The organism is Aeromonas sp. FDAARGOS 1418, assembly GCF_019048585.1.
GTDB lineage: Bacteria > Pseudomonadota > Gammaproteobacteria > Enterobacterales > Aeromonadaceae > Aeromonas > Aeromonas caviae.
Genome location: NZ_CP077387.1, coordinates 2,240,201 through 2,259,894 on the forward strand (window position 1 = coordinate 2,240,201; position 19,694 = coordinate 2,259,894).

General features: G+C 63.7%; 21 protein-coding genes and 1 pseudogene. 10 read left to right on the forward strand and 12 right to left on the reverse strand.

The genetic code is table 11. The features are described 5' to 3' along the window. Positions 1-5: 5 nt before the first annotated feature. From cyoE to I6L48_RS10665, 4 genes and pseudogenes are all read left to right on the forward strand, one after another. A complete protein-coding gene (gene cyoE, locus I6L48_RS10650) occupies positions 6-899 on the forward strand; it encodes a heme o synthase (RefSeq protein WP_010673685.1) in 894 nt (297 codons plus the stop codon). Between the two features lie 13 nt (positions 900-912). Continuing rightward, positions 913-1,014: pseudogene (locus tag I6L48_RS10655) on the forward strand (protoheme IX farnesyltransferase); the annotation flags it as partial. Between the two features lie 165 nt (positions 1,015-1,179). Then, entirely contained in the window at positions 1,180-2,541 is a 1,362-nt protein-coding gene (locus I6L48_RS10660; protein WP_104454455.1) for an MFS transporter, read from the forward strand. Positions 2,542-2,624: 83 nt separating this feature from the next. Beyond that, entirely contained in the window at positions 2,625-2,993 is a 369-nt protein-coding gene (locus I6L48_RS10665) for a DUF1428 domain-containing protein (RefSeq protein ID WP_200163682.1), read from the forward strand. Positions 2,994-3,114: 121 nt separating this feature from the next. Here the strand turns inward: I6L48_RS10665 and I6L48_RS10670 are convergent, their stop codons facing one another. Both I6L48_RS10670 and I6L48_RS10675 read right to left on the reverse strand, forming a co-directional pair. Further along, the gene (locus I6L48_RS10670; protein ID WP_216988068.1) at positions 3,115-4,218 is read right to left on the reverse strand and encodes an ElyC/SanA/YdcF family protein; all 1,104 of its coding nucleotides are present in this window, start codon (positions 4,216-4,218) and stop codon (positions 3,115-3,117) included. A 150-nt stretch (positions 4,219-4,368) separates the two neighbouring features. Continuing rightward, entirely contained in the window at positions 4,369-5,295 is a 927-nt protein-coding gene (locus I6L48_RS10675) for a LysR family transcriptional regulator (protein WP_236758714.1), read from the reverse strand. A gap of 67 nt (positions 5,296-5,362) precedes the next feature. Between I6L48_RS10675 and I6L48_RS10680 the strand changes: the two genes are divergently transcribed. Continuing rightward, the gene (locus tag I6L48_RS10680) at positions 5,363-5,851 is read left to right on the forward strand and encodes a DMT family transporter (protein WP_216987180.1); all 489 of its coding nucleotides are present in this window, start codon (positions 5,363-5,365) and stop codon (positions 5,849-5,851) included. A 10-nt stretch (positions 5,852-5,861) separates the two neighbouring features. Continuing rightward, on the forward strand, positions 5,862-6,296 hold the full coding sequence (locus tag I6L48_RS10685) for a DMT family transporter (protein ID WP_045524056.1): 435 nt from the start codon (positions 5,862-5,864) through the stop codon (positions 6,294-6,296). A gap of 264 nt (positions 6,297-6,560) precedes the next feature. On the opposite strand, the gene I6L48_RS10690 is transcribed toward I6L48_RS10685, so the two are convergent. The 4 genes from I6L48_RS10690 to I6L48_RS10705 form a co-directional block, all read right to left on the reverse strand. After that, entirely contained in the window at positions 6,561-6,803 is a 243-nt protein-coding gene (locus tag I6L48_RS10690; RefSeq protein WP_010673692.1) for a DUF3297 family protein, read from the reverse strand. Between the two features lie 102 nt (positions 6,804-6,905). Then, positions 6,906-7,085 carry a hypothetical protein gene (locus I6L48_RS10695; RefSeq protein ID WP_103260461.1) on the reverse strand — a complete coding sequence of 60 codons (180 nt, stop codon included), beginning with the start codon at positions 7,083-7,085 and terminating at the stop codon, positions 6,906-6,908. Between the two features lie 178 nt (positions 7,086-7,263). Beyond that, on the reverse strand, positions 7,264-7,551 hold the full coding sequence (locus I6L48_RS10700) for a hypothetical protein (RefSeq protein ID WP_081396122.1): 288 nt from the start codon (positions 7,549-7,551) through the stop codon (positions 7,264-7,266). 156 nt (positions 7,552-7,707) lie between these two features. Continuing rightward, positions 7,708-8,166, reverse strand: coding sequence for a DUF6678 family protein (locus I6L48_RS10705; RefSeq protein ID WP_103260459.1), 459 nt, complete (start codon positions 8,164-8,166; stop codon positions 7,708-7,710). 142 nt (positions 8,167-8,308) lie between these two features. Here I6L48_RS10705 and I6L48_RS10710 point away from each other — a divergent pair. Next, positions 8,309-9,459 (forward strand): IS3 family transposase gene (locus I6L48_RS10710; protein ID WP_111736006.1). Its coding sequence is split into 2 segments (ribosomal slippage): positions 8,309-8,546 and positions 8,546-9,459, totalling 1,152 coding nucleotides; the frame shifts between segments, so codons are not numbered across the junction. 258 nt (positions 9,460-9,717) lie between these two features. On the opposite strand, the gene trpA is transcribed toward I6L48_RS10710, so the two are convergent. The 6 genes from trpA to I6L48_RS10740 form a co-directional block, all read right to left on the reverse strand. Then, positions 9,718-10,524, reverse strand: coding sequence for a tryptophan synthase subunit alpha (gene trpA / locus I6L48_RS10715; RefSeq protein ID WP_039039197.1), 807 nt, complete (start codon positions 10,522-10,524; stop codon positions 9,718-9,720). Next, positions 10,521-11,714 carry a tryptophan synthase subunit beta gene (gene trpB, locus I6L48_RS10720; protein WP_216987181.1) on the reverse strand — a complete coding sequence of 398 codons (1,194 nt, stop codon included), beginning with the start codon at positions 11,712-11,714 and terminating at the stop codon, positions 10,521-10,523. The genes trpA and trpB overlap by 4 nt, the downstream gene beginning before the upstream one ends. A 188-nt stretch (positions 11,715-11,902) precedes the next feature. Then, positions 11,903-13,408, reverse strand: coding sequence for a bifunctional indole-3-glycerol-phosphate synthase TrpC/phosphoribosylanthranilate isomerase TrpF (gene trpCF, locus I6L48_RS10725; protein ID WP_216987182.1), 1,506 nt, complete (start codon positions 13,406-13,408; stop codon positions 11,903-11,905). Next, a complete protein-coding gene (trpD, locus tag I6L48_RS10730; protein WP_010673697.1) occupies positions 13,408-14,421 on the reverse strand; it encodes an anthranilate phosphoribosyltransferase in 1,014 nt (337 codons plus the stop codon). Before trpD ends, trpCF begins: the two co-directional genes overlap by 1 nt. Positions 14,422-14,431: 10 nt before the next feature. Then, the gene (locus I6L48_RS10735; RefSeq protein WP_039039194.1) at positions 14,432-15,031 is read right to left on the reverse strand and encodes an aminodeoxychorismate/anthranilate synthase component II; all 600 of its coding nucleotides are present in this window, start codon (positions 15,029-15,031) and stop codon (positions 14,432-14,434) included. Positions 15,032-15,111: 80 nt separating this feature from the next. Continuing rightward, positions 15,112-16,746 (reverse strand): anthranilate synthase component 1, encoded by a 1,635-nt coding sequence (locus I6L48_RS10740; RefSeq protein WP_216987183.1) that lies wholly within the window; start codon positions 16,744-16,746, stop codon positions 15,112-15,114. Between the two features lie 424 nt (positions 16,747-17,170). Between I6L48_RS10740 and I6L48_RS10745 the strand changes: the two genes are divergently transcribed. The 3 genes from I6L48_RS10745 (at position 17,171) to I6L48_RS10755 (ending at position 19,671) form a co-directional block, all read left to right on the forward strand. Beyond that, complete coding sequence (locus tag I6L48_RS10745; RefSeq protein ID WP_111896898.1) at positions 17,171-18,052, forward strand: PHP domain-containing protein; 882 nt, start codon at positions 17,171-17,173, stop codon at positions 18,050-18,052. Between the two features lie 124 nt (positions 18,053-18,176). Continuing rightward, positions 18,177-18,797 (forward strand): L-threonylcarbamoyladenylate synthase, encoded by a 621-nt coding sequence (locus tag I6L48_RS10750; protein WP_010673702.1) that lies wholly within the window; start codon positions 18,177-18,179, stop codon positions 18,795-18,797. Next, positions 18,790-19,671, forward strand: a complete 882-nt coding sequence (locus I6L48_RS10755) for a ScpA family protein (RefSeq protein WP_010673703.1) — start codon at positions 18,790-18,792, stop codon at positions 19,669-19,671. Before I6L48_RS10750 ends, I6L48_RS10755 begins: the two co-directional genes overlap by 8 nt. Positions 19,672-19,694: the final 23 nt, after the last annotated feature.

A 19,694-nucleotide genomic window follows, 5' to 3' on the forward strand; every position in this document is an offset into this window, starting at 1 on the left:
GGTTGATGATGATGAAGCAATACCTGCAAGTGACCAAGCCGGGCATCATCTTCGGCAACCTCATCTCGGTTATCGGGGGATTCCTGCTGGCCTCGAAGGGGAGCCTGGATGTGCCCCTGTTCATCCTGACCATGGTGGGGGTGTCACTGGTGGTGGCCTCCGGTTGCGTGTTCAACAACTACATCGACCGGGACATCGACTGCATCATGGAGCGCACCAAGAACCGCGCCCTGGTGCGGGGGCTCATCGCCCCCGGTGTCTCCCTCTGGTATGCGACGGCGCTGGGCGTTGCGGGCATTGCACTGCTCTACTTTGCGGCCAATCCGTTGGCCGCCTTGCTGGCGGTGCTGGGCTTCCTGGTTTATGTGGGGGTCTACAGCCTCTACATGAAGCGCCACTCGGTCTATGGCACCCTGGTCGGCAGCCTCTCCGGCGCCGCGCCGCCGGTCATCGGCTACTGCGCGGTGAGCGGGCAGTTCGACTCGGGGGCCCTGATCCTGCTGGCGATCTTCAGCCTGTGGCAGATGCCGCACTCCTATGCGATCGCCATCTTCCGCTTCAAGGACTACCAGGCCGCCAACATCCCGGTGCTGCCGGTGGTGAAGGGGATCCCGGTGGCCAAGCTCCACATCACCCTCTACATCCTGGCGTTCATGGTGCCGACCCTGATGCTGTTCCTCGGCGGCTACGCCGGTTACAAGTATCTGGTGGTGGCCACCGCGGTGAGCGTCTGGTGGCTGGGGATGGCGCTGTCGGGCTACAAGGCGGCGGTGGACGACTCCCTCTGGGCGCGCAAGCTGTTCATGTTCTCCATCGTCACCATTACTTGCCTGAGCGTGATGATGTCGGTGGACTTCCAGCCGGACGCAGCGCCTGTATTGGTGAGCATGCTGCCCTGACGCTGGAGCTGACATGTTCTCCATCGTCGTCATCATCTTCACCTGCCTGAGCGTGATGATGTCGGTGGACTTCCAGCCGGACGCAACGCCGGTGCTGGTGAGCATGCTGCCCTGATAGTGTGAACTGCACCCCTGAAATGCATGAAATCCAGAGCCGGGAATCTTCCCGGCTCTGCTATTATGGGCGCCGCCCTGCGAGGGGCATCGCCGATTTTTCGGGGGCGGCCGGGCGCCTGTCACCCCTTTCTTTCTCTCTTCTTTTTGACTCATCGAGGCCCTCATGAATGATTTCACCATGACGAGGGGCGAGCGACGCGCGACCTGGGCGCTCGGCTCCGTCTTCTCGCTGCGCATGCTCGGCATGTTTATGGTGCTGCCGGTGCTGACCACCTACGGCATGTCCCTGGCGGGTGCCTCCGAGGCGCTCATCGGGCTTGCCATCGGCATCTACGGCATGACCCAGGCCCTGTTCCAGATCCCCTTCGGCCTGCTCTCCGACAAGGTGGGGCGCAAGCCGCTCATCGTCGGCGGCCTGCTGATGTTTGCCCTTGGCAGCGTCATCGCCGCCCTGAGCGACTCCATCTGGGGGGTCATCGTCGGGCGCGCCCTGCAAGGGAGCGGCGCCATCTCCGCCGCCGTCATGGCGCTCCTGTCGGATCTCACCCGGGAGCAGAATCGCACCAAGGCCATGGCCTTCATCGGGGTGAGCTTTGGCATCACCTTCGCCATCGCCATGGTGACCGGCCCCCTCATCACCCATGCCCTGGGCTTGTCCGGCCTCTTCTGGCTCATCGCCCTGCTGGCCCTGGCCGCCATCGCCATGGTGCTCTGGGTGGTGCCGACCCCGGCGGCCCACCTGCAAAATCGCGAGTCCGCCATGGTGCGAGGCAGCTTTCGTACCGTGCTCACCAACCCTCGTCTGCTCAAGCTCAACCTCGGCATCCTCTGCGTCCACACCCTGCTGATGTCGAGCTTCGTGGCCCTGCCGCCCCTGCTGGAGCGTGCGGGGCTGCCCCGTGACAGCCAGTGGCAGGCCTATCTGGTCACCATGCTGATCGCCTTCGTGAGCGTGGTGCCCTTCATCATCTATGCCGAGAAGCACCGCCGGATGAAGCGGGTCTTCATCGGGTGCGTGGTGGTGATGCTGGCCGCCGAGCTGGTGCTCTGGCAGAGCGGCCAGCAGCTGTGGGGTCTGCTCGCCGGGTTGCAGCTCTTCTTCATCGGCTTCAACGTGATGGAGGCGCTGCTGCCGTCCCTCATCAGCAAGGAGTCCCCGCCGGGCTACAAGGGCACCGCCATGGGGGTCTACTCCACCAGTCAGTTCCTCGGGGTCGCCATCGGCGGCAGTCTCGGCGGCCTGCTCTACAGCCTGGGGGGCGGCCCCCTGGTGTTTGGCGGTTGCGCCGCCCTGGCCCTCGCCTGGCTCGGGGTGAGCCTCACCATGGCCGAGCCCCCCTATGTGAGCAGCCTGCGCATCGTGCTGCCGGAAGGGGTCGAGGCCACCCCGGCCCTGGAGCAGCGGATCCGCGCTTGCGAGGGGGTAAGCGACGTGCTGCTGGTGCGCGAGGAGCACTCCCTCTACGTGAAGGTGGACAGCAAGCGCCTGACCCGCAGCGATCTGGAGCGGCTGGTCTCTTTGTGATGGCTGGCTGCGCGGGGCGGCGCAGAGCGCGGGCTGATGGGCGGCTGCTATGCTGAGATCCTCACTCACAGGAGGAACCTCTGATGTCATACGTGGACGGATTCGTGCTCGCCGTGCCGACGGCCAACAAGCAGGCCCTGATCGATCATGCGGGGCAGTTTGACCCCATCTTCCTCGAATACGGCGCCACCCGGGTGCTGGAGTGCTGGGGGGACGACGTGCCCCACGGCAAGCAGACCGACTTTTATCGGGCGGTGGCGGCCAGGGAGGATGAAACCGTGGTCTTCTCCTGGGTGGAGTGGCCGAGCAAGGCGGTACGGGATGAGGCCATGACCAAGATGATGCAGGACCCCAGGATGGACCCCGCCAATCCCCTGCACCAGACCATGCCGTTTGATGGCGCCCGCATGATCTTCGGAGGCTTCACCACCGTGCTGGAGCTCAAGGGCTGAGACCTGCCATCGGGTCACCCAGGTGGCCGGAGCGCAAGGGCCGATAGCAACACCCAGGCCCGTCAGATGATGAAAAAGCCCGCCAGCCGGCGGGCTTTTTGCTGGGCGTAATGCAGGGGGATCAGCGCTCCACCAGCGGGGCCGAGCGGTAGCTCCACAGGCCATCGGTGCGCAGGGCGTCCCGGTAGATGCCAAGCAGCTCCTCCGGGCTTGCCTTGGCCAGGGCCGAGAGGGGCTTGTCCGGGTAGGCGACGCTGTCGATGCGGATGTTCGCCGGGCCGCTCTGCCAGCAGGCGATTTCCAGCAGGGTCTGGCCCCGGCGCACATGGCTCGCCGAGCTCACCAGGGTGGCGAACTCAATCTCGTGGCGGGCGAGGGCATAGCCGCTGTAGAGGGCGTTCTCCACCGTGCTGGTGGCGTAGTTCTCCTCGATGATACGGGAGCGGTCGATGCCCTTTTTCGCCAGCCAGTCCGCCATCAGCTTGCCCTCGGTCTGGCGGTTCTGGGGCACGCCGCCGGTGAGGATGACGAGGGCTGCCGGATCGGCCTGGGCCAGGGCGCGGGTGGTCTCGAGGCGTCCCAGCAGAATGTCGTGCATGGAGCCGTCGGGATTGAGGGCATAGCCCAGGGTGACGATGGCGCGGCGCCCCTTCTTCTCGCCCCGTCCCTGACGCTCCTTGAGGGGGGTGGCGACCACCCTGTCCACGGTGGCGAACAGCCGCTGCAAGTCGGCGGCGCGACCGGCATTGAGCTCGCCGACCCGCTTGAGGTAGCCATCGGATTTGGCCTGGTTGCCCTTGAAGCGCTGCCAGGTGGCCAGATAGGTGTTGATGTCCAGATCGTCCGGGGCGGCGGTGAGGGCCTGCTCGAACAGGGCGATGGCCCTGTCCACGTTGCCGTTGTAGATCTGGGCGTTGGCCGCCGAGATGAGCAGATCGGTGCGATAGGGCTCGAGCTGGTGGGCCTCCAGCAGGAGGGTAGTCACCTGCTCCATGTTGCTCGGCATCTTGGCGGTGAAGCCCGCATCGGAGACCCGGGCAGGGGAGTGGAAGATGCGGGCGGCGTCTGCCAGCAGCTGATCCACCACCTGGCGCTTGCTGATGAACTGCTCGTAATTCTGCTCCTTTTGCAGGGAGCGCACCGGGGCGGCCCAGGCATCGAATGAGACAACGAGCGGCAGCGTCAGCAGGCTGGTGAGGGTCAGGGCAATCGCGGTTTTCTTCATCATGGGGCTCCCTGTGGGGTGCGGGGCGCGATGCCGTGGCTCGTCCCCTGAATGCTTTTCCAATAAAAACAGATGTTTGGTTTGCTGCCTACTCTACTCCCTTCCCGATGAAAAAAACGTGAACCGTTCCGGTTATCCCGATGGCCCCCCTCAGCGCAGCCCCAGACGCGCCTGCAGGAAGGCCAGCCAGGCCGCCACCTTGGCGGGCAGGTGGCGGCGCCTGGGATAGACGCACCAGATGCCGTGCTCGGGCAGGGCATGGTCTGGCAGGACGGGCACCAGCCGCCCGATGGCGAGATCCCGCGCCACGATGAAGTCCGGCATGTTGCCGATGCCAAGTCCCGCCAGCAGCGCGGTGTGGATGGCATCGCTGTTGTTGACCTCGAAATTGCCCCTGGGGGTGATGGCCACCTCTCCTTCGGGCCCGTGCAGCCGCCACTGGGTGCCGCCGCGAAACAGGGAGTAGAAGAGGCAGTTGTGGCGCTCGAGATCCGCCGGGATGCGGGGCGTGCCGGCCTGCGCCAGGTAGGCGGGGGCGGCGCACAGGGTGCTGAGACAGGGGGCGAGGCGGCGGGCGACCAGGCTCGAATCCTCCAGCTCGCCGATGCGCACCGCCACGTCGAACCCCTCGGCCACCAGATCCTGCCGGGCGTCGCTCATCTCCAGCTGCAACTGCACCTCGGGGTGGAGGGCGAGAAACTCGGGGACAAGGGGGGCGATGTGGCGCCGGCCATAGACCATGGGCACCGTCACCCGCAGCAGGCCGCGGGGGACCGATTGCAGGGCGCCGATGGCATCTTCCCCGTCGCTGGCCAGGCGCACTGCATGGCGCACCGTCTCGAAGTAACGCTCCCCCGCCTCGGTGAGGGTGAGGGAACGGGTGGTGCGATAGAGGAGCTGGCAGCCGAGGGCCTGCTCGAGCTGGCTCACCTTCTTGCTCAGCACCGACTTGCTGAGGCCGAGCTGACGGGCGGCGCCGGAGAAGGTGCCCGACTCCACCACGGCGACGAAGGCGGGGAGCAGGGCGAAGGCTTCCTGGTTCATGTTGTTCTCGATATGGAAACAATATTGTTCCATGAGGGTAGATTATCCCCAAATCAAAAACAATTTACCCTGCTCGTCAGTTCAACCAAGGAGCAACCCCATGATCCCCCTGCTTGTTGACCGCGGCCCCGGCCGCCCCGCCCTCGGCCAGACACTTGGCCAGACCCTGGGTGCCCTGGCCGCCTTCGCCGCCGGCCTGCTGCTGGCGCTGATGATCGCCCAGAACGGCGCCCTGTCCCGCGCCACCGACCCCTGGCTCGCGAGTTGGCTGGCCCACGGGGTCGGCAGCCTGGTGGCCGGGCTCCTGTGGTGGCTCTCTCCAAGGCCCCCGACGCCGGAGGCGGCCCCGCCCTGGGCCTGGCTCGGCGGTCTGCCGGGGGCGCTCACCGTGGTGCTGGCGGCCCTCTGCCTCAACTCGCCCCTCGGCATGGCGGGCACCCTGGCCCTGCTGCTGCTCGGCCAGCTGCTGTTTGGTGCCCTGTGCGATGGCCTTGGCTGGTTCGGGCTGACCCGCCGCCGCCCCTCGGGGAAGGACGCGCTCGCCGCCCTGCTGGTGCTGGCTGGCGCCCTGCTTATCGTGCTGCATTAGGAGAGACACCATGACCTTATTGATCCTGCTGGGACTGCTGAACGGCGTGGCGGTGAGCCTGTCGCGCACCCTCAATGGCCGCCTCGCCAGCGCCCGGGGCGCCATGACGGCGTCGCTGGCCAACCACCTGCTCGGCTTCGGGCTGCTCGGCGCCCTGCTCATCCTCAAGGGGGCGCCCTGGGAGCGGCTCGCCGGTCTCGATCCCTGGCTGCTGCTCGGCGGGGTGCTGGGGGCGCTGTTCGTCGCCATCAGCAGTTGGGCCATCGGCCGGATCGGCGCCCTGGCCTGCGCCCTGCTCATCGTCACGGGCCAGCTGGCGGGGGGCGCCTTGCTCGATGCCCTGGCCGGACGGCTGGCCGCGAGCGATCTGCTCGGCATCCTGCTGGTGCTGGCGGGGGCTGCGCTGCAACGCTGGCAGGGCGGCAAGTCGCGCTCCCGAGGGTGAGTGGGGCGGTGATGGCCTGGGTAAACCGGCAGGGATGACAAGAGTGTCGCCCTGCCTGGATGCCAAAGGCGGCTCGCCTGCCGGATCACGGCCCTGGCGGAAGGGAAAAAGGCAAAGGAATAGGAGAGAGAGGAAGGAAAAGGAGAACAAACGAAGCGAGGCCATCCGCGAGCCGGGGCCAGCCCCAAAAGCAGAACACCGGCGCAAGGCCGGTGTTCTGAACAGCATGGCGGCGGGCCCGGCGGGGCGCGCGGTCAGGGCCGCTTAGGCGTAGAAGGCCTCGACGGTGCCCTTGACGGTGATCAGCATGGGGTTGCCGTAGCGATCCTTGGCCTTGGGGGAGGGGATCTTGACCCAACCTTCGCTGATGCAGTACTCCTCGACATTGGTGCGCTCCTTGCCGTTCACGCGAATGCCGATCTCGTGCTCGAAACACTCCGCCACATGGTGCGGGCTGCGCGGGTTGGCCGCCAGACGGTCGGGCAGTGCAGGTTTGTTGTCGCTCATGGTCATTACCTGTTGTGGATGCAAAGTGCGCCATTGTAGACAATGGCCCCGCCGGGCTCAAGGCAGCGTCGGCGCAGCCTTGAGAATCTGTGATGAGGTCGGTCAGGAGGCGCGCCAGGCCTTGATCCTGCCATAGGCGGTGCCAGCCAGAGTGACAAGAAACATGACGACATAGCTTAAGAGCGGCGGGTCGAAATAGAGATCCTCCGGCAGGCTGCAAAGATAGAGGAAGGCAACCGCCAGAAGCGGTGTCAACAGAAGCTGGATAAGTGTTCTTGTCATGGGGCGATTCACTTATTGGATGCGAAATATGGATGAGCAGGTGCTTGTCGCGAGCCTTTCGCTGCGTTAATCAGCCATGCCAGTTGGTGTAATTCAACAATGGGTCTTCTTCTTCGGGCATTCTATTTTGTCACGTGCGTGCTATTTTGCGATTCCGGCCTGACGGGGTGTTGCCTTGTCACTCCGGTAGTTGAGATAACCATGCGACAAACCATTCAGCAGGCATGGAGGCAGACTCTTTATTCAACGCAACGTGGATATCCCAGTTCGTTTCTACCTCCGCGAGGATGGGCATCACGGCATCAATCTCTGCGGGGGCATCTATATCAGCGTATTTGTTCCAGAAAGCCTCACACCAGTGAGCAATGGACTCATGATGGTGAGGTGCACTTTCTGGATGGGCGCCCCATGTCAAAACCTGTTTTACATTGTCTGGCGTAAATGCCAGCTGTATTTCATCGGGCATATTGCTTTACCTACAACATCTGGTGTGGTGACGATGGTTGATATGTCCAGTGACACAACCCTGTGTAGGGCATGTATTTGCACCAAGACATTCGTCGCTCTTTTTGGGGCGCAAGTCGTTTACGCAATGCAGAAAAATAAGGGTCAACACAGTACGCTAGTTTGCGCAGTGGTCCTGCCGCTGCGCCTGTAGAGACTGGTTGTGCATGCAGACGAAAACGGGATGGCTCTCTTTTCTCACATAGCCCCAGACCCGGATACCACGCTCCAGCATGGTAAATTTGACACCGGCCTGGCTCGCAATATGAATCGCTTCATCCGTGAAATCTTCAATGTCCGGTGCCAGCAATGCCCCTCTGGAGTGAGCCTGGTATGCCAGGACGTCCAGGAACTCCATGGCCCAGAAGTTGCCCCAATATTGGGCCAGTTCTGGTGTATAGCTCTTGCCATCTTCTGGAAATGTGGAACCATCCAGATCCGTTCGCCGGTATTGGAAGAACCTGTTGCTCTGATGCAGCAACGCAAAAAGACGATTCCATTTGGAATTGTTCGAAACAGACGTCATGCCTGCCTTGATAACATACTCTTTGACGGGCTCTCTATGTCGAATGTCCATCATTATCCTCCAGATCGAATGATACCTTGCCAGGGAAATCTACGCCGCCCTGTCGTGACACGACCCACTAAAACCAGATTGAATCGCCCCCAGTTCCCTAGACACCTCACAGCCTTAAAATGAGGCAACTATTGGAGGTGTTATGACCCGTCAGCGTTATCCAGAAACATTCAAAATAGAAGCCGTTAAACAAATCACCGAGCGCGGGCGGCCGGTGGCTGACGTTGCACGTGCCATCGGGGTATCCAGCCACAGCCTGTATGCATGGCTCAAGCAGTACGGTAAGCCTGCTGACCAGCAGATAGAAGAGTCTGCCTTGCAAGCCGAGATCCGCCGCCTGAAAACTGAACTGCGCCAGGTCACCGAGGAGCGCAATATTCTAAAGGAGGCCGCCGCGTACTTTGCCAGCGAGTCAAGGAAAGGTACGCGTTCATAACCTCCCGACTCGACCGGTACAGTGTCGTTACCCTGTGCCAGACCCTGGGGGTTCACCGAAGTGGCTTCTACGCGTGGTTGAAACAGCCCACATCGCCACGACAGCAGGAGGACGAACGACTGACCGGATTGGTCAAGCAATCCTGGCTGGAAAGTGGTGCTGTCTACGGTTATCGCAAGATCCATCGCGACCTTCGTGACGCAGGGGAAGCCTGCGGCAAGCACCGTGTGGCCAAATTAATGAAGCGGGAGGGACTGCGTTCGCAAACGGGCTATCAACGCCGCAAGGGGCATTATGGAGGCAAGAGCACGCAAGCTGCCCCAAACACGCTGGCACGTCAGTTTAAGGTGCCAGCCCCCAACATCACCTGGGTGACTGACATTACCTACATTCGCACTCAAGAAGGGTGGCTGTACCTGGCGGTGGTGCTCGACCTGTTCTCTCGCCAGATCGTCGGCTGGGCGATGAAGTCACGCATGACGGCAGACTTGGCGGTTGATGCGTTATTGATGGCCGTCTGGCGGCGCAAACCCAAGCAGCCGGTACTGGTGCATTCGGATCAGGGCAGCCAGTTTACCGGTGGTGAATGGCAAGACTTTCTGAAGGCCCACAACCTGAGTTGCAGTATGAGCCGACGGGGTAACTGTCACGACAACGCGGTCGCCGAGAGCTTCTTTCAGTTGCTCAAACGGGAGCGGATCAAGCGCAGGATTTACGCGACAAGAGACGAAGCCCGCAGCGATGTGTTTGATTATATCGAGATGTTTTACAACCCAATCAGGCGTCATGGTTCCAATGATGGGCTGTCGCCGGTAGAGTTTGAAAGGCAGTTTATTTTTCAGCAACAAAGTGTCTAGAAAACCAGGGGCGCTTCACTTTGGCGTCATTAAAAACCGTCAGCCTTATAACAAAAACTACAGCCAGGAATCTTGCTAACACAGACGGTATCTACGATTCGATAACGCCGGGGGATTATGGGTTCCCTCACCCTTGCCCTCTCCCAAGGGGAGAGGGGACAAAGACGCTGGGAGCGGCAACAAGCAGAAAATAGAAAGGGAGCCTATCAGGCTCCCTTTTTGCAGACATGGTCAATGGCATTTGACCAATGCCGCTCCTTATCGATTGGTCGCGGCCTTCATCCCTTCCACAAACTCTTTCAGGCGAGTGAGCATATGCTCCGGGTTCTGGTGGTGGGTCTCGATGATCTTCACCACGGCGGAGCCGGAGATGGCACCGGCGGCGCCAGCCTTGATGGCGTCACGTACCTGAGCCGGTTCGCTGATGCCAAAGCCGAGCAGGGCGGGGGGGGCGTTGAACTCGCGCAAGGTATTGATCAGCCCCTCCACCGGCATGCCGGCCTTGGTCTCGGCACCGGTCACGCCGGCGCGGCTCACCAGATAGGTGTAACCGGAGCCGAGCTCGGCAACGGCCTTGAGGGTCTCGGCATCGCCGTTGGGCGGGGCGATAAAGATGCTGTCGATGCCGAACTTGTCGGCGGCCGCCTTGTAGGGTTCGCACATCTGCACCGGCACGTCCGCCACCAGCACGGAGTCCACCCCTGCCTGCTGGCACTTCTCGTAGAAGCCGTCGATGTGGCGCACATAGACCAGGTTCGCGTAGACCAGGAGGCCAATGGGCAGCTGCGGGTACTTGGCGCGGATGCGGGCGAGCAGGCCGAAGCAGTCGTCCGGGGTGGTGTGGCTGGCAAAGGCACGCAGGGCGGCGCCCTGAATGGTGGGGCCGTCCGCCACCGGATCGGAGAAGGGAATGCCGAGTTCGAGGGCGTCGGCGCCCCCTTCGACCAGGGCATCGACGATGGCCAGGGACAATTCGGGGGTGGGGTCACCCAGCATCACGAAGGGCACGAAGGCGCCCTGATTGGCCTTGTCCAGACGGGAGAAGAGTTGTGCGTAGCGATTCATGACAAGGTTCCTTCTTTTTCAAAGATGTCGGCAACGGTGAAGATGTCTTTGTCGCCACGGCCGGAGAGGTTGACGATGAGCACCTGCTCTTTCTCGGGTTCGCTGCGGGCCATCTTGAGGGCATGGGCTAGGGCGTGGGAGGACTCCAGCGCCGGGATAATGCCTTCGGATTTGGCCAGCTCCTGGAAGGCGTCCAGCGCCTCCTTGTCGGTCACCGAGGGGTACTCGGCGCGGCCGATGGCGGCCAGGTGGGCGTGCTGGGGGCCGACGGAGGGGAAGTCGAGCCCCGCCGAGACGGAGTAGGACTCCTGGATCTGGCCCTGGTTGTCCTGCATCAGGTAGGAGTGCATGCCAAAGAAGACCCCCTTGCTGCCGTGACCGAGCGGTGCGCCGTGCTCGCCGCTCTCGATGCCGTGACCACCGGGCTCGACCCCGATAAGGCGCACGGAAGGCTCATCGATAAAGTCCGCAAACATGCCGATGGCATTGGAGCCGCCGCCAACGCAGGCGATCACCGCATCCGGCAGGCGCTCTTCTTTTTCGAAGCACTGGGCTTTGGCCTCTTCCCCGATCATCTTCTGGAACTCCCGCACGATGGTGGGGAAGGGGTGGGGGCCGGCGGCGGTGCCGAGCAGGTAGTGGGCGGTTTCATAGTTGGCAGCCCAGTCGCGCAGTGCCTCGTTGCAGGCATCTTTGAGGGTGCTGGAGCCGGAGTGCACCGGGATCACGGTGGCCCCCATCAGCTTCATGCGAAACACGTTGGGCTTCTGGCGCTCGCAATCCTTGGCCCCCATGTAGACCCGGCACTTGAGGCCGAGCAGGGCGCAGGCCAGCGCAGTGGCCACACCGTGCTGACCGGCGCCGGTCTCGGCGATGATCTCGTGCTTGCCCATGCGCTTGGCGAGCAGGGCCTGACCCAGCACCTGGTTGGTCTTGTGGGCGCCGCCGTGCAGCAGATCTTCACGCTTGAGGTAGAGGCGGGTCTTGGTGCCCTTGGTCAGATTGCGGGTCAGGGTGAGCTGCGTCGGGCGACCGGCGTACTCGGTCAGGAGCGCCTGAAACTCGGCGACGAAGGCCGGATCATCCTTGGCATCGACGAAGGCCTTCTCCAGCTGGAGCAGGGCGGGGATGAGGATCTGGGGCACATACATGCCGCCAAATTCACCAAAAAACGGATTGAGCAGGGTCATGGTTATCTTCCTTTACATTCTGCAATTGAGATCAGGTATGAGCCTTGTCGGGCTGAGGCGTATGGCTGGGGCACATACATGTCATCGACGACATTCACCGAAAAACGGGTTGAGCAGGGTCATACATTATTCCTTGTGCTTATGGGCAAACGCAGTTCATTAATTCGTTGAATGAGTCACGGGGGCGCTCACAGTTGGCGCAGGGCGCCAAAGGCGGCCGCCAGCTTGTGGGCATCCTTCCTGCCCGGGGCACTCTCCACCCCGGAGTTGAAATCAAGGCCGAGACAGCCCACCCGGGCGGCCTCGAGGGCGTTGTCGGGGTTGAGGCCCCCCGCCAGCATCAGCCGGGCTTTATCGAGGTGGGCCAGCAGGGTCCAGTCGAACGCCTGGCCGGTGCCGCCACTCTGGCTGCCAACTTTGGTATCAAGCAGCAGGCGATCCGCCGGGTAGTCGAGGGCGGGCAGGGGCTCGCCGCTTGTGACACCGATGGCCTTCCAGATCTGGCAGCCCGCCGGCAGCAGGGGGCGCAGGGTCTCGATATAGGCGGCATCTTCATCCCCGTGCAGTTGCACGGCGGCGAGCCCCAGTGCATCCACCGTCTTGGCGATGGTGGCGGGCTGGGCATTGCGAAACACCCCGACGTAAGAGAGCGGCGCGCCCGCCATCACGGCGCGGGCGGCGGGAATGTCCACGTAGCGCGGGCTTTTCGCCACAAAAATCAGGCCGCCGAACACGGCGCCCGCCTGATGGGCAGCAGCGGCGTCCTCGGGACGGGTCAGGCCGCACACCTTGTTCTGGCCGAGCACGAGCTTGCGCACCGCGGCCTCCAGATCCGGCTCCGCCATGAGGGAAGAGCCCACCAGGAAGCCCTTGGCGTGGTGGCGCAGGGCCGCCACCTGGGCGCGGTGGTTGATGCCGGATTCGCTGATCACCACCCGATCCCCCGGGATCCTGGCCGCCAGCTGCCGGGTGCGGGCGAGATCGACGCTCAAATCCCGCAGATCCCGGTTGTTGATGCCAATCACCGGGGCGCCGAGGTCGATGGCGCGGGTCAGCTCCTCCTCGTTGCTCACCTCGGTGAGCACCCCGAGGCCCAATTCTTTTGCGACCGCAAACAGGGCACGATACCCCTCGTCGGTGAGCACCGAGAGCATCAGGAGGATGGCGTCCGCTTGATAGTGGCGGGCCAGATAGACCTGATAGGGGTCAATCATGAAGTCCTTGCAGAGCACCGGCTGCTGGACGCGGCCGCGTACCCGGGGCAGGAAGGCGAAATCCCCCTGGAAGAACTTCTCGTCCGTCAGCACCGAGATGGCGGTGGCGTAGTGGCCATAGATGTCGGCGATGGCCTCCGGGCTGAAGTCATTCCGGATCAAGCCCTTGGAGGGGGAGGCCTTCTTGCACTCCAGAATGAAGCGGGTGGAGCCTTTGCGCAGATCCCCCTCGAAGTCCCGATCGCTCGGGGTCAGCGCGTCCTGGAAGCTCGCCAGGGGCTGGCTCTCCTTGCGGGCGGCGACCCACTCCTGCTTGGCCGCCACGATCTTGCCGAGAATGGTCTGGCTGATGGAGGCCATGTTCAGAAAGGCGTGGGGAGCAATGACATCTGACATCTCGTTATCCTTGCGAAGCTGGCTGTTGCCCGTCGGGCGTTCTGGGTGAGTGCCCCTGGGGCACGCTGTGGTGGTGGCTGACATCATGCCTCCTGATGGCTCAGGGTAGCGAGATCCCGGGCGAGGAGGGCGGCCTGGCCGCTTGCCAGCACCGCCAGCACCCGGGCGGCGGCCTGCCGAAAGTCCGGGGCCTCGCCCGCCATCACCAGGAGCGGCGCCACGTTGGCGGCGATGGCGGCGTTGTGGGCCGGGCTGCCGCGCCCTTCCAGGATGGCGGCGGTGATGGCGCGGTTCTCCTCGGGCTCACCGCCCTGGATGGCGCTGACCGGGTAGGTGTCGAGGCCAAAGTCCGCCGGGGTGAGCAAGTACTCGCGAATTTCGCCGTCGCGGATCTCCGCCACCTGGGTCGGGCCGTGGATGGCAATCTCGTCGAGACCGGCGCCGTGCACCACCATACCGGTTTTCAGGCCGAGTGCCAGCAGGGTTTCGGCGATGGGGCGCACCAGCTCGGGGGCATAGACCCCCATCAGCTGGAAGCTGGGACGAGCGGGGTTGATGAGCGGCCCCAGCACGTTGAACAGGGTGCGGGTCTTGAGGGCCTGGCGCACCGGCATGGCGTGGCGTACCCCGGCGTGGTACTGGGGGGCGAACAGGAAGCAGACCCCGAGCTCGTCCAGGCAGCGGCGGGCCTGGGCCGGGCTCATGTCGAGCTTGATGCCCATTTTGTCGAGCAGATCGCTCGACCCCGACTTGCTCGAGACCGAGCGGTTGCCGTGCTTGGCCACTTTCAGGCCGCAGGCGGCGGCCACCAGGGCCGAGGTGGTGGAGACGTTGATGGTGTTGAGGCCGTCTCCCCCGGTGCCGACGATGTCGCAGAAGGCATAGTCCGGGCGCGGGAAGTCGCGGGCTTCGGCCAAGAGCGCCTCGGCGGCGCCGGCGATCTCCTCCGGGGTCTCCCCCTTGATCTTGAGGGCGGTCAAAAGGCTCGCGAGCACGATGGGATCCACTTCACCACGAACCACCTGGCCGAAGGCGTCGCGGGCGGCGTCGCGGGTGAGAGACTGACCCTGATAGAGGGTGTTGAGATGTTGATGCATGGTCTCTTCCTTACCGCACGTGGCTTTCTGGACGGGTGACATGGGCGAGGGCCTGGGTGAGCAGGCGGGCCCCTTCGCTGGTCATGATGGATTCCGGGTGGAACTGGAAGCCCAGCACCCGCTCGTCACGCTGCTCGATGGCCATGGGCATGCCCTGATAGTGGGCAATCACCTGCAACTCTTGTGGCACATAGGTGGCCACCAGGGAGTGGTAGCGGGCCACCGGCAAGGGGCTCGGCAGCCCCGCGAAGGCGCCATGGCCGTTGTGCTCGATGAGGGAGCGCTTGCCGTGGACGATTTCCCCCGCCGCCCCGACGGTGCCGCCGTAGGCTTCGCACAGGGCCTGATGACCGAGGCAGATGCCGAGGATGGGCACCCGGCCCCGGGCCAGCTTGATGAGATCGATGAGGCAGCCCGCCTCATGGGGTGCGCCCGGCCCCGGGGAGAGCACCAGCACGGCGTCCCCTTCGCAGGCGTCGATCTCCTGCATGATGCGGCTCGCCGGCAGGCTGTTGCGGTAGATGCGCACCGGGTAGCCCAGGGTGCGGAACTGGTCGACGAGGTTGTAGGTAAACGAGTCGAAGTTGTCGAGCAGGAAGATGTTAGTCATGGGACTGCTCCTTCGAAGTGCGGAACTGGTCGGCCAAAGCGTTGTAAGTGAACGAATCGACGTTGTCGAGCAGGAAGATGTTAATCATGGCTCACGTCCTTGTGTTGTTCCTGCTGGGCGCTGAGGGCCTGCAGGGAGGTGCCATGGCTGGCAGCGATGGCGGCCAGCACGGCCGCCGCCTTGGCGCGGGTCTCGTCCGCCTCGGCCTGGGGTTTGGAGTCATAGACCACCCCGGCGCCGGCCTGGACATGGGCGACCCCCTCTTTCACGAAGGCGGAGCGGATGACGATGCAGGTGTCCATCTCCCCTGCGCCGTTCAGGTAACCCACGGCGCCGCCGTAGCTGCCGCGACGCTTGCCTTCCACCATGCGGATAAGCTCGCTGGCGCGCAGCTTGGGGGCACCGGTCAGGGTGCCCATGTTCATGCAGGCCTGGTAGGCGTGCAGGGCGTCAAGGTCGGCGCGAAGGGTGCCCACCACCCGGGAGACCAGGTGCATGACGTGGCTGTAGCGATCCACTTTCAGCAGATCCTTGACGTAGCGGGTACCGGGGGCGGAGATGCGGGCGATGTCGTTGCGGCCCAGATCCACCAGCATCAGGTGCTCGGCCACCTCTTTCTCGTCCTGACGCAGCTCCAGCTCGATGCGACCATCCAGATCCAGGTTGATGCTGCCGTCCGGGTTGAGGCCGCGGCGGCGGGTGCCGGCGATGGGGTACATCTCCACCTGGCGGCTGTTGGCGCAGAACTTGACCGCGCTCTCGGGGGAGGCCCCAAACAGGGTGAAGCCCTCGTCCTGCACGTAGAACATGTAGGGGCTGGGGTTGGTCTGCTTGAGGCGGCGATAGGCGGCGACGGGATCCGGGCAGGGGAGGGAGAAGCTGCGGGACGGCACCACCTGGAAGATGTCACCACGGCGGATGAAGCCCTTGAGCTTCTCGACCTCGGCGCAGAACTGCTTGTCCCCCTTGTCGACGGCCAGGGCGCCGGTCAGTGGCGCCGTGCCCTGCGGCGCAGGCAGCGGCTGCTGACAGGCCTGCTTGAAGGACTCGAGGCGAGCGGTCAGGCGGGCGTAGCGCGCGTCCAGCTGCTCATCCTCTTCGCCGCCGAACAGGCAGGCCACCAACTGGGTGCTCTGCTTGATGTGATCGATGGTGATCAGGGTCTCGGCCACATAGAAGCAGTAGTCAGGGCAGTCGTTGCTCCCCTCTGGCACCTCGGGCAAGTCTTCAAAGGAGGCGATGAGGTCGTAGGCGAAGCTGCCCGCCATGAAGAGGGCCTCTTTGCCCTGCGGGCATTGCAGTTCCCGCTGCAGGGTGCGCAGCACGTCCAGCACGCTGCTGCCCTTGAGGCGGCTGTCTTCGTCAAGTTCCCGATCGGACGCCGGGAAGTCGAGGTGCAGCTCGTCCGCCACCCAGGTCTGGGTGATGACGGCGGGCAGGCGTTGCTCCAGCAGGCGCAGCAGGGCGGCGCCGTTGTCGCCGAGGGGGCGCACCTGCACGGCGCGGCCGCGGCACTCGATGCGCAGGCAGGCGTCCACCAGCAGCAGGCTCTGGGTACCGGCCTTGGAGTCGATCTCCACCGATTCGAGCAGCAGGTTGTTGGGTCTGTCCTGGCAGAGTCGGGTATAGAGTGCCAGGGGGTCTGTCACATAGGGGGCATTGAGCCGGATGGTATCGAATTCGCCCAGGGGCAAACGGGTCTTGTTGCCTGTCATAATGCCTTCCCTTGCATGTGTTGTGTGTCACCGATGGTCATGGCGCTGTCTCTCTTGAAAATGGGTCGGGTTCGGGTCACGTCAGCGAGTTCGCCATCGCCATGTCAGTGTGCTTCTCTGAATTGTCGGTTTCATCACAGGTCCATTTGCCGGATAATAAAAAAGCCCGCTGGGGTCAGCGGGCTTTTTCTTTGGGTTCTTAACTTGCTGTCAGATTACAGGTACAGCAACGACCACACGCCCGCATGTCAGGGAGTGTGCCACCACCAGATGGTCAGGATGGAAGTCGCTTGCATGAGATTGAGTCCTGTAAAAAGATGTTTGCAATGAAGTGCCTACAGAAAACGATAAAGCCGCGGCCAAGTCAAGTCGCTTTTTTGCCGGCCTTTTCCAGGCAGGTCCCAAACAAGAGCGAAACACGCCGATGAGATTCGATCTTCATTGCCACACCACCGCCTCGGACGGGGTGCTGAGCCCCGCCGACCTGGTGCGCCGCGCCGCCGAAAAAGGGGTGGAGGTGTTAGCGGTCACTGACCACGATACCCTCGACGGGCTTGAGGAGGTGCGCCAGACCATCTTGGCCGACCAGTTGCCACTGCGCCTGGTGAGCGGGGTGGAGATCTCCACCGGGTGGGAGCATCACGAGATCCACATCGTGGCCCTTGGGGTGGACGAGAAAAATCCCCAGTTGCTCGCCTTTCTGGCAGGGCAGCGGGCTCGCCGGGAGGCGCGCGCCGAGGAGATCGGGCGTCGTCTGGAGAAGTGCCTCATCCCGGGCACCTATGAAGAGGCCAAGCAGCTCGCCGGTGACGCCGCCGTGACCCGGGCCCACTTTGCCCGGGTGCTGGTGGCGCGCGGGGTGGCCGACAATATGCAGAAGGTGTTCAAGAAGTACCTGAGCCGGGGCAACAAGGGCTATGTGCCCGCCGAGTGGCCCGGGATGGGGGAGGCCATCGAGGCCATCCACGCCGCAGGCGGGCTGGCGGTGCTGGCCCACCCGAGCCGCTACAATCTCACCGCCAAGTGGATCAAGCGGCTGCTGGTGGCCTTCAAGGCCGTCGGGGGGGATGCCATGGAGGTCTCCCTGCCCCAGCAGAGTCCACAGGAGCGGGCGAATCTCGGCCAGTGGGCCAGGGAGCACGATCTCTATATTTCGGTGGGGTCCGATTTTCACTTCCCCTCCAACTGGACCGAGCTTGGCCGCCACCTCTGGCTCCCCAAGGAGGGGATGCCGCTGTGGCTCGGTCACCCCGGTCATTTCGGGCTCACCCCCGAGGAGCATGCGGGCCTGCTGGCCAGCCGCTGACCCCCGGGCCGGCATCTTTGATGCAGGCGAGTCTGCGTCAAACAGGTTAAGGTAGTGTCATGGGCCAAGGGGCCCTTGACCATGAAGCGGGCAACGAGCGTGCCCCCTATCGCGAGAAGAGCATATGAGTCAGCATTTTTACGTACATCCCGACAATCCCCAGGTTCGCCTCATCAGCCAGGCGGTGCAGATCCTGCAAAACGGCGGCGTCATCGTCTATCCCACCGACTCCGGCTACGCCCTGGGCTGCCAGATGGGCAACAAGGATGCCCTGGAGCGCATCTGCCGCATCCGTCGCATCGAGCCGAACCACGACTTCACCCTGGTGTGCCGGGATCTCTCGGAGATCTCCACCTATGCCAAGGTGGACAACACCGCCTTCCGGCTGGTCAAGAACAACACCCCCGGACCCTACACCTTCATCTTCAAGGCCACCAAGGAGGTGCCGCGTCGCCTCATGAACGAGAAGAAGAAGACCATCGGCATCCGGGTCCCGGCCAACAACATCGCGCTGGCCTTGCTCGAGGCCCTCGGTGAGCCGCTGCTCTCCACCACCCTGATCCTGCCGGGCTCCGAGATGGCGGAGTTCGACCCCGAGGAGATTGCCGACAAGCTCGGCAAGCAGCTGGATCTGGTGGTCAACGGCGGGTATCTGGGCGAGCAGCCCACCACTGTGGTGGACTTCTCCGACGACGAGCCCGTGCTGCGTCGCCGCGGTGCCGGGGATCCGACGCCGTTTGAGTGATCTTGCCGACCCCGTGCCCGCGCTGACAACCCCCGCGGGCACGACGGGGGAGGCTTCCCTTCCCCCGCCCATCGCCACCGTGCTGGGGCAGCCCTACCATGAGCTGCCCCAGGACTTGTTCATCCCCCCCGATGCGCTTGAGGTGTTTCTCGACACCTTCGAGGGGCCGCTGGATCTCTTGCTCTACCTCATCCGGCGCCAGCAGCTCGACATCCTCAACCTGCCCATCCTGCAGATCACCGCCCAGTACATGGAGTACGTGGATCTGATGCAGGGTCTCAACCTCGAGCTGGCGGCGGAATACCTGCTGATGGCGGCCTGGCTCGCGGAGATAAAGTCCCGCCTGCTGCTGCCCAAGGCCCCGGAGCTGGAAGACGAGGAGGAGGGGGAAGACCCCCGCGTCACCCTCATTCGTCGCCTGCAGGAGTACGAGCGCTACAAGCTGGGGGCGGAGCGGGTCAATGCCCTGCCGAGGGTGGAGCGGGAGATCTTCGTCGCCGCCGCCATGGCGCCGGATTTTGGTGCCTTGAAGCCATTGGCGCCCGATGTTTCTCTGGTTGAACTCGCCCTTTACATGCAAAGTGTGGTAAAACGCGCGACTCATTTTGAACATCACCAGATCCGCCGCGAGCAGATCCCGACCCGGGTACGGATGGCGGAGATCCTCGCCATGCTCTCCCTGGGCCAGACCCTGCGCCTGGAGCAGGTGCTGCGGGCCGAGGAGGGGCGCATGGGAGTGCTGGTGACCTTCCTGGCCCTGCTGGAGCTGTGCAAGGAGCAATTGATCTGGATCTTGCAGGCGGAGCCCCTGGGCCCCATCCATTTTGCCCTGGCGAGTCAGGGGAAAGGGGAGGAGCATGAGCATCTACACTGAGCGAGGGGCGGCGTCAGGGGCGC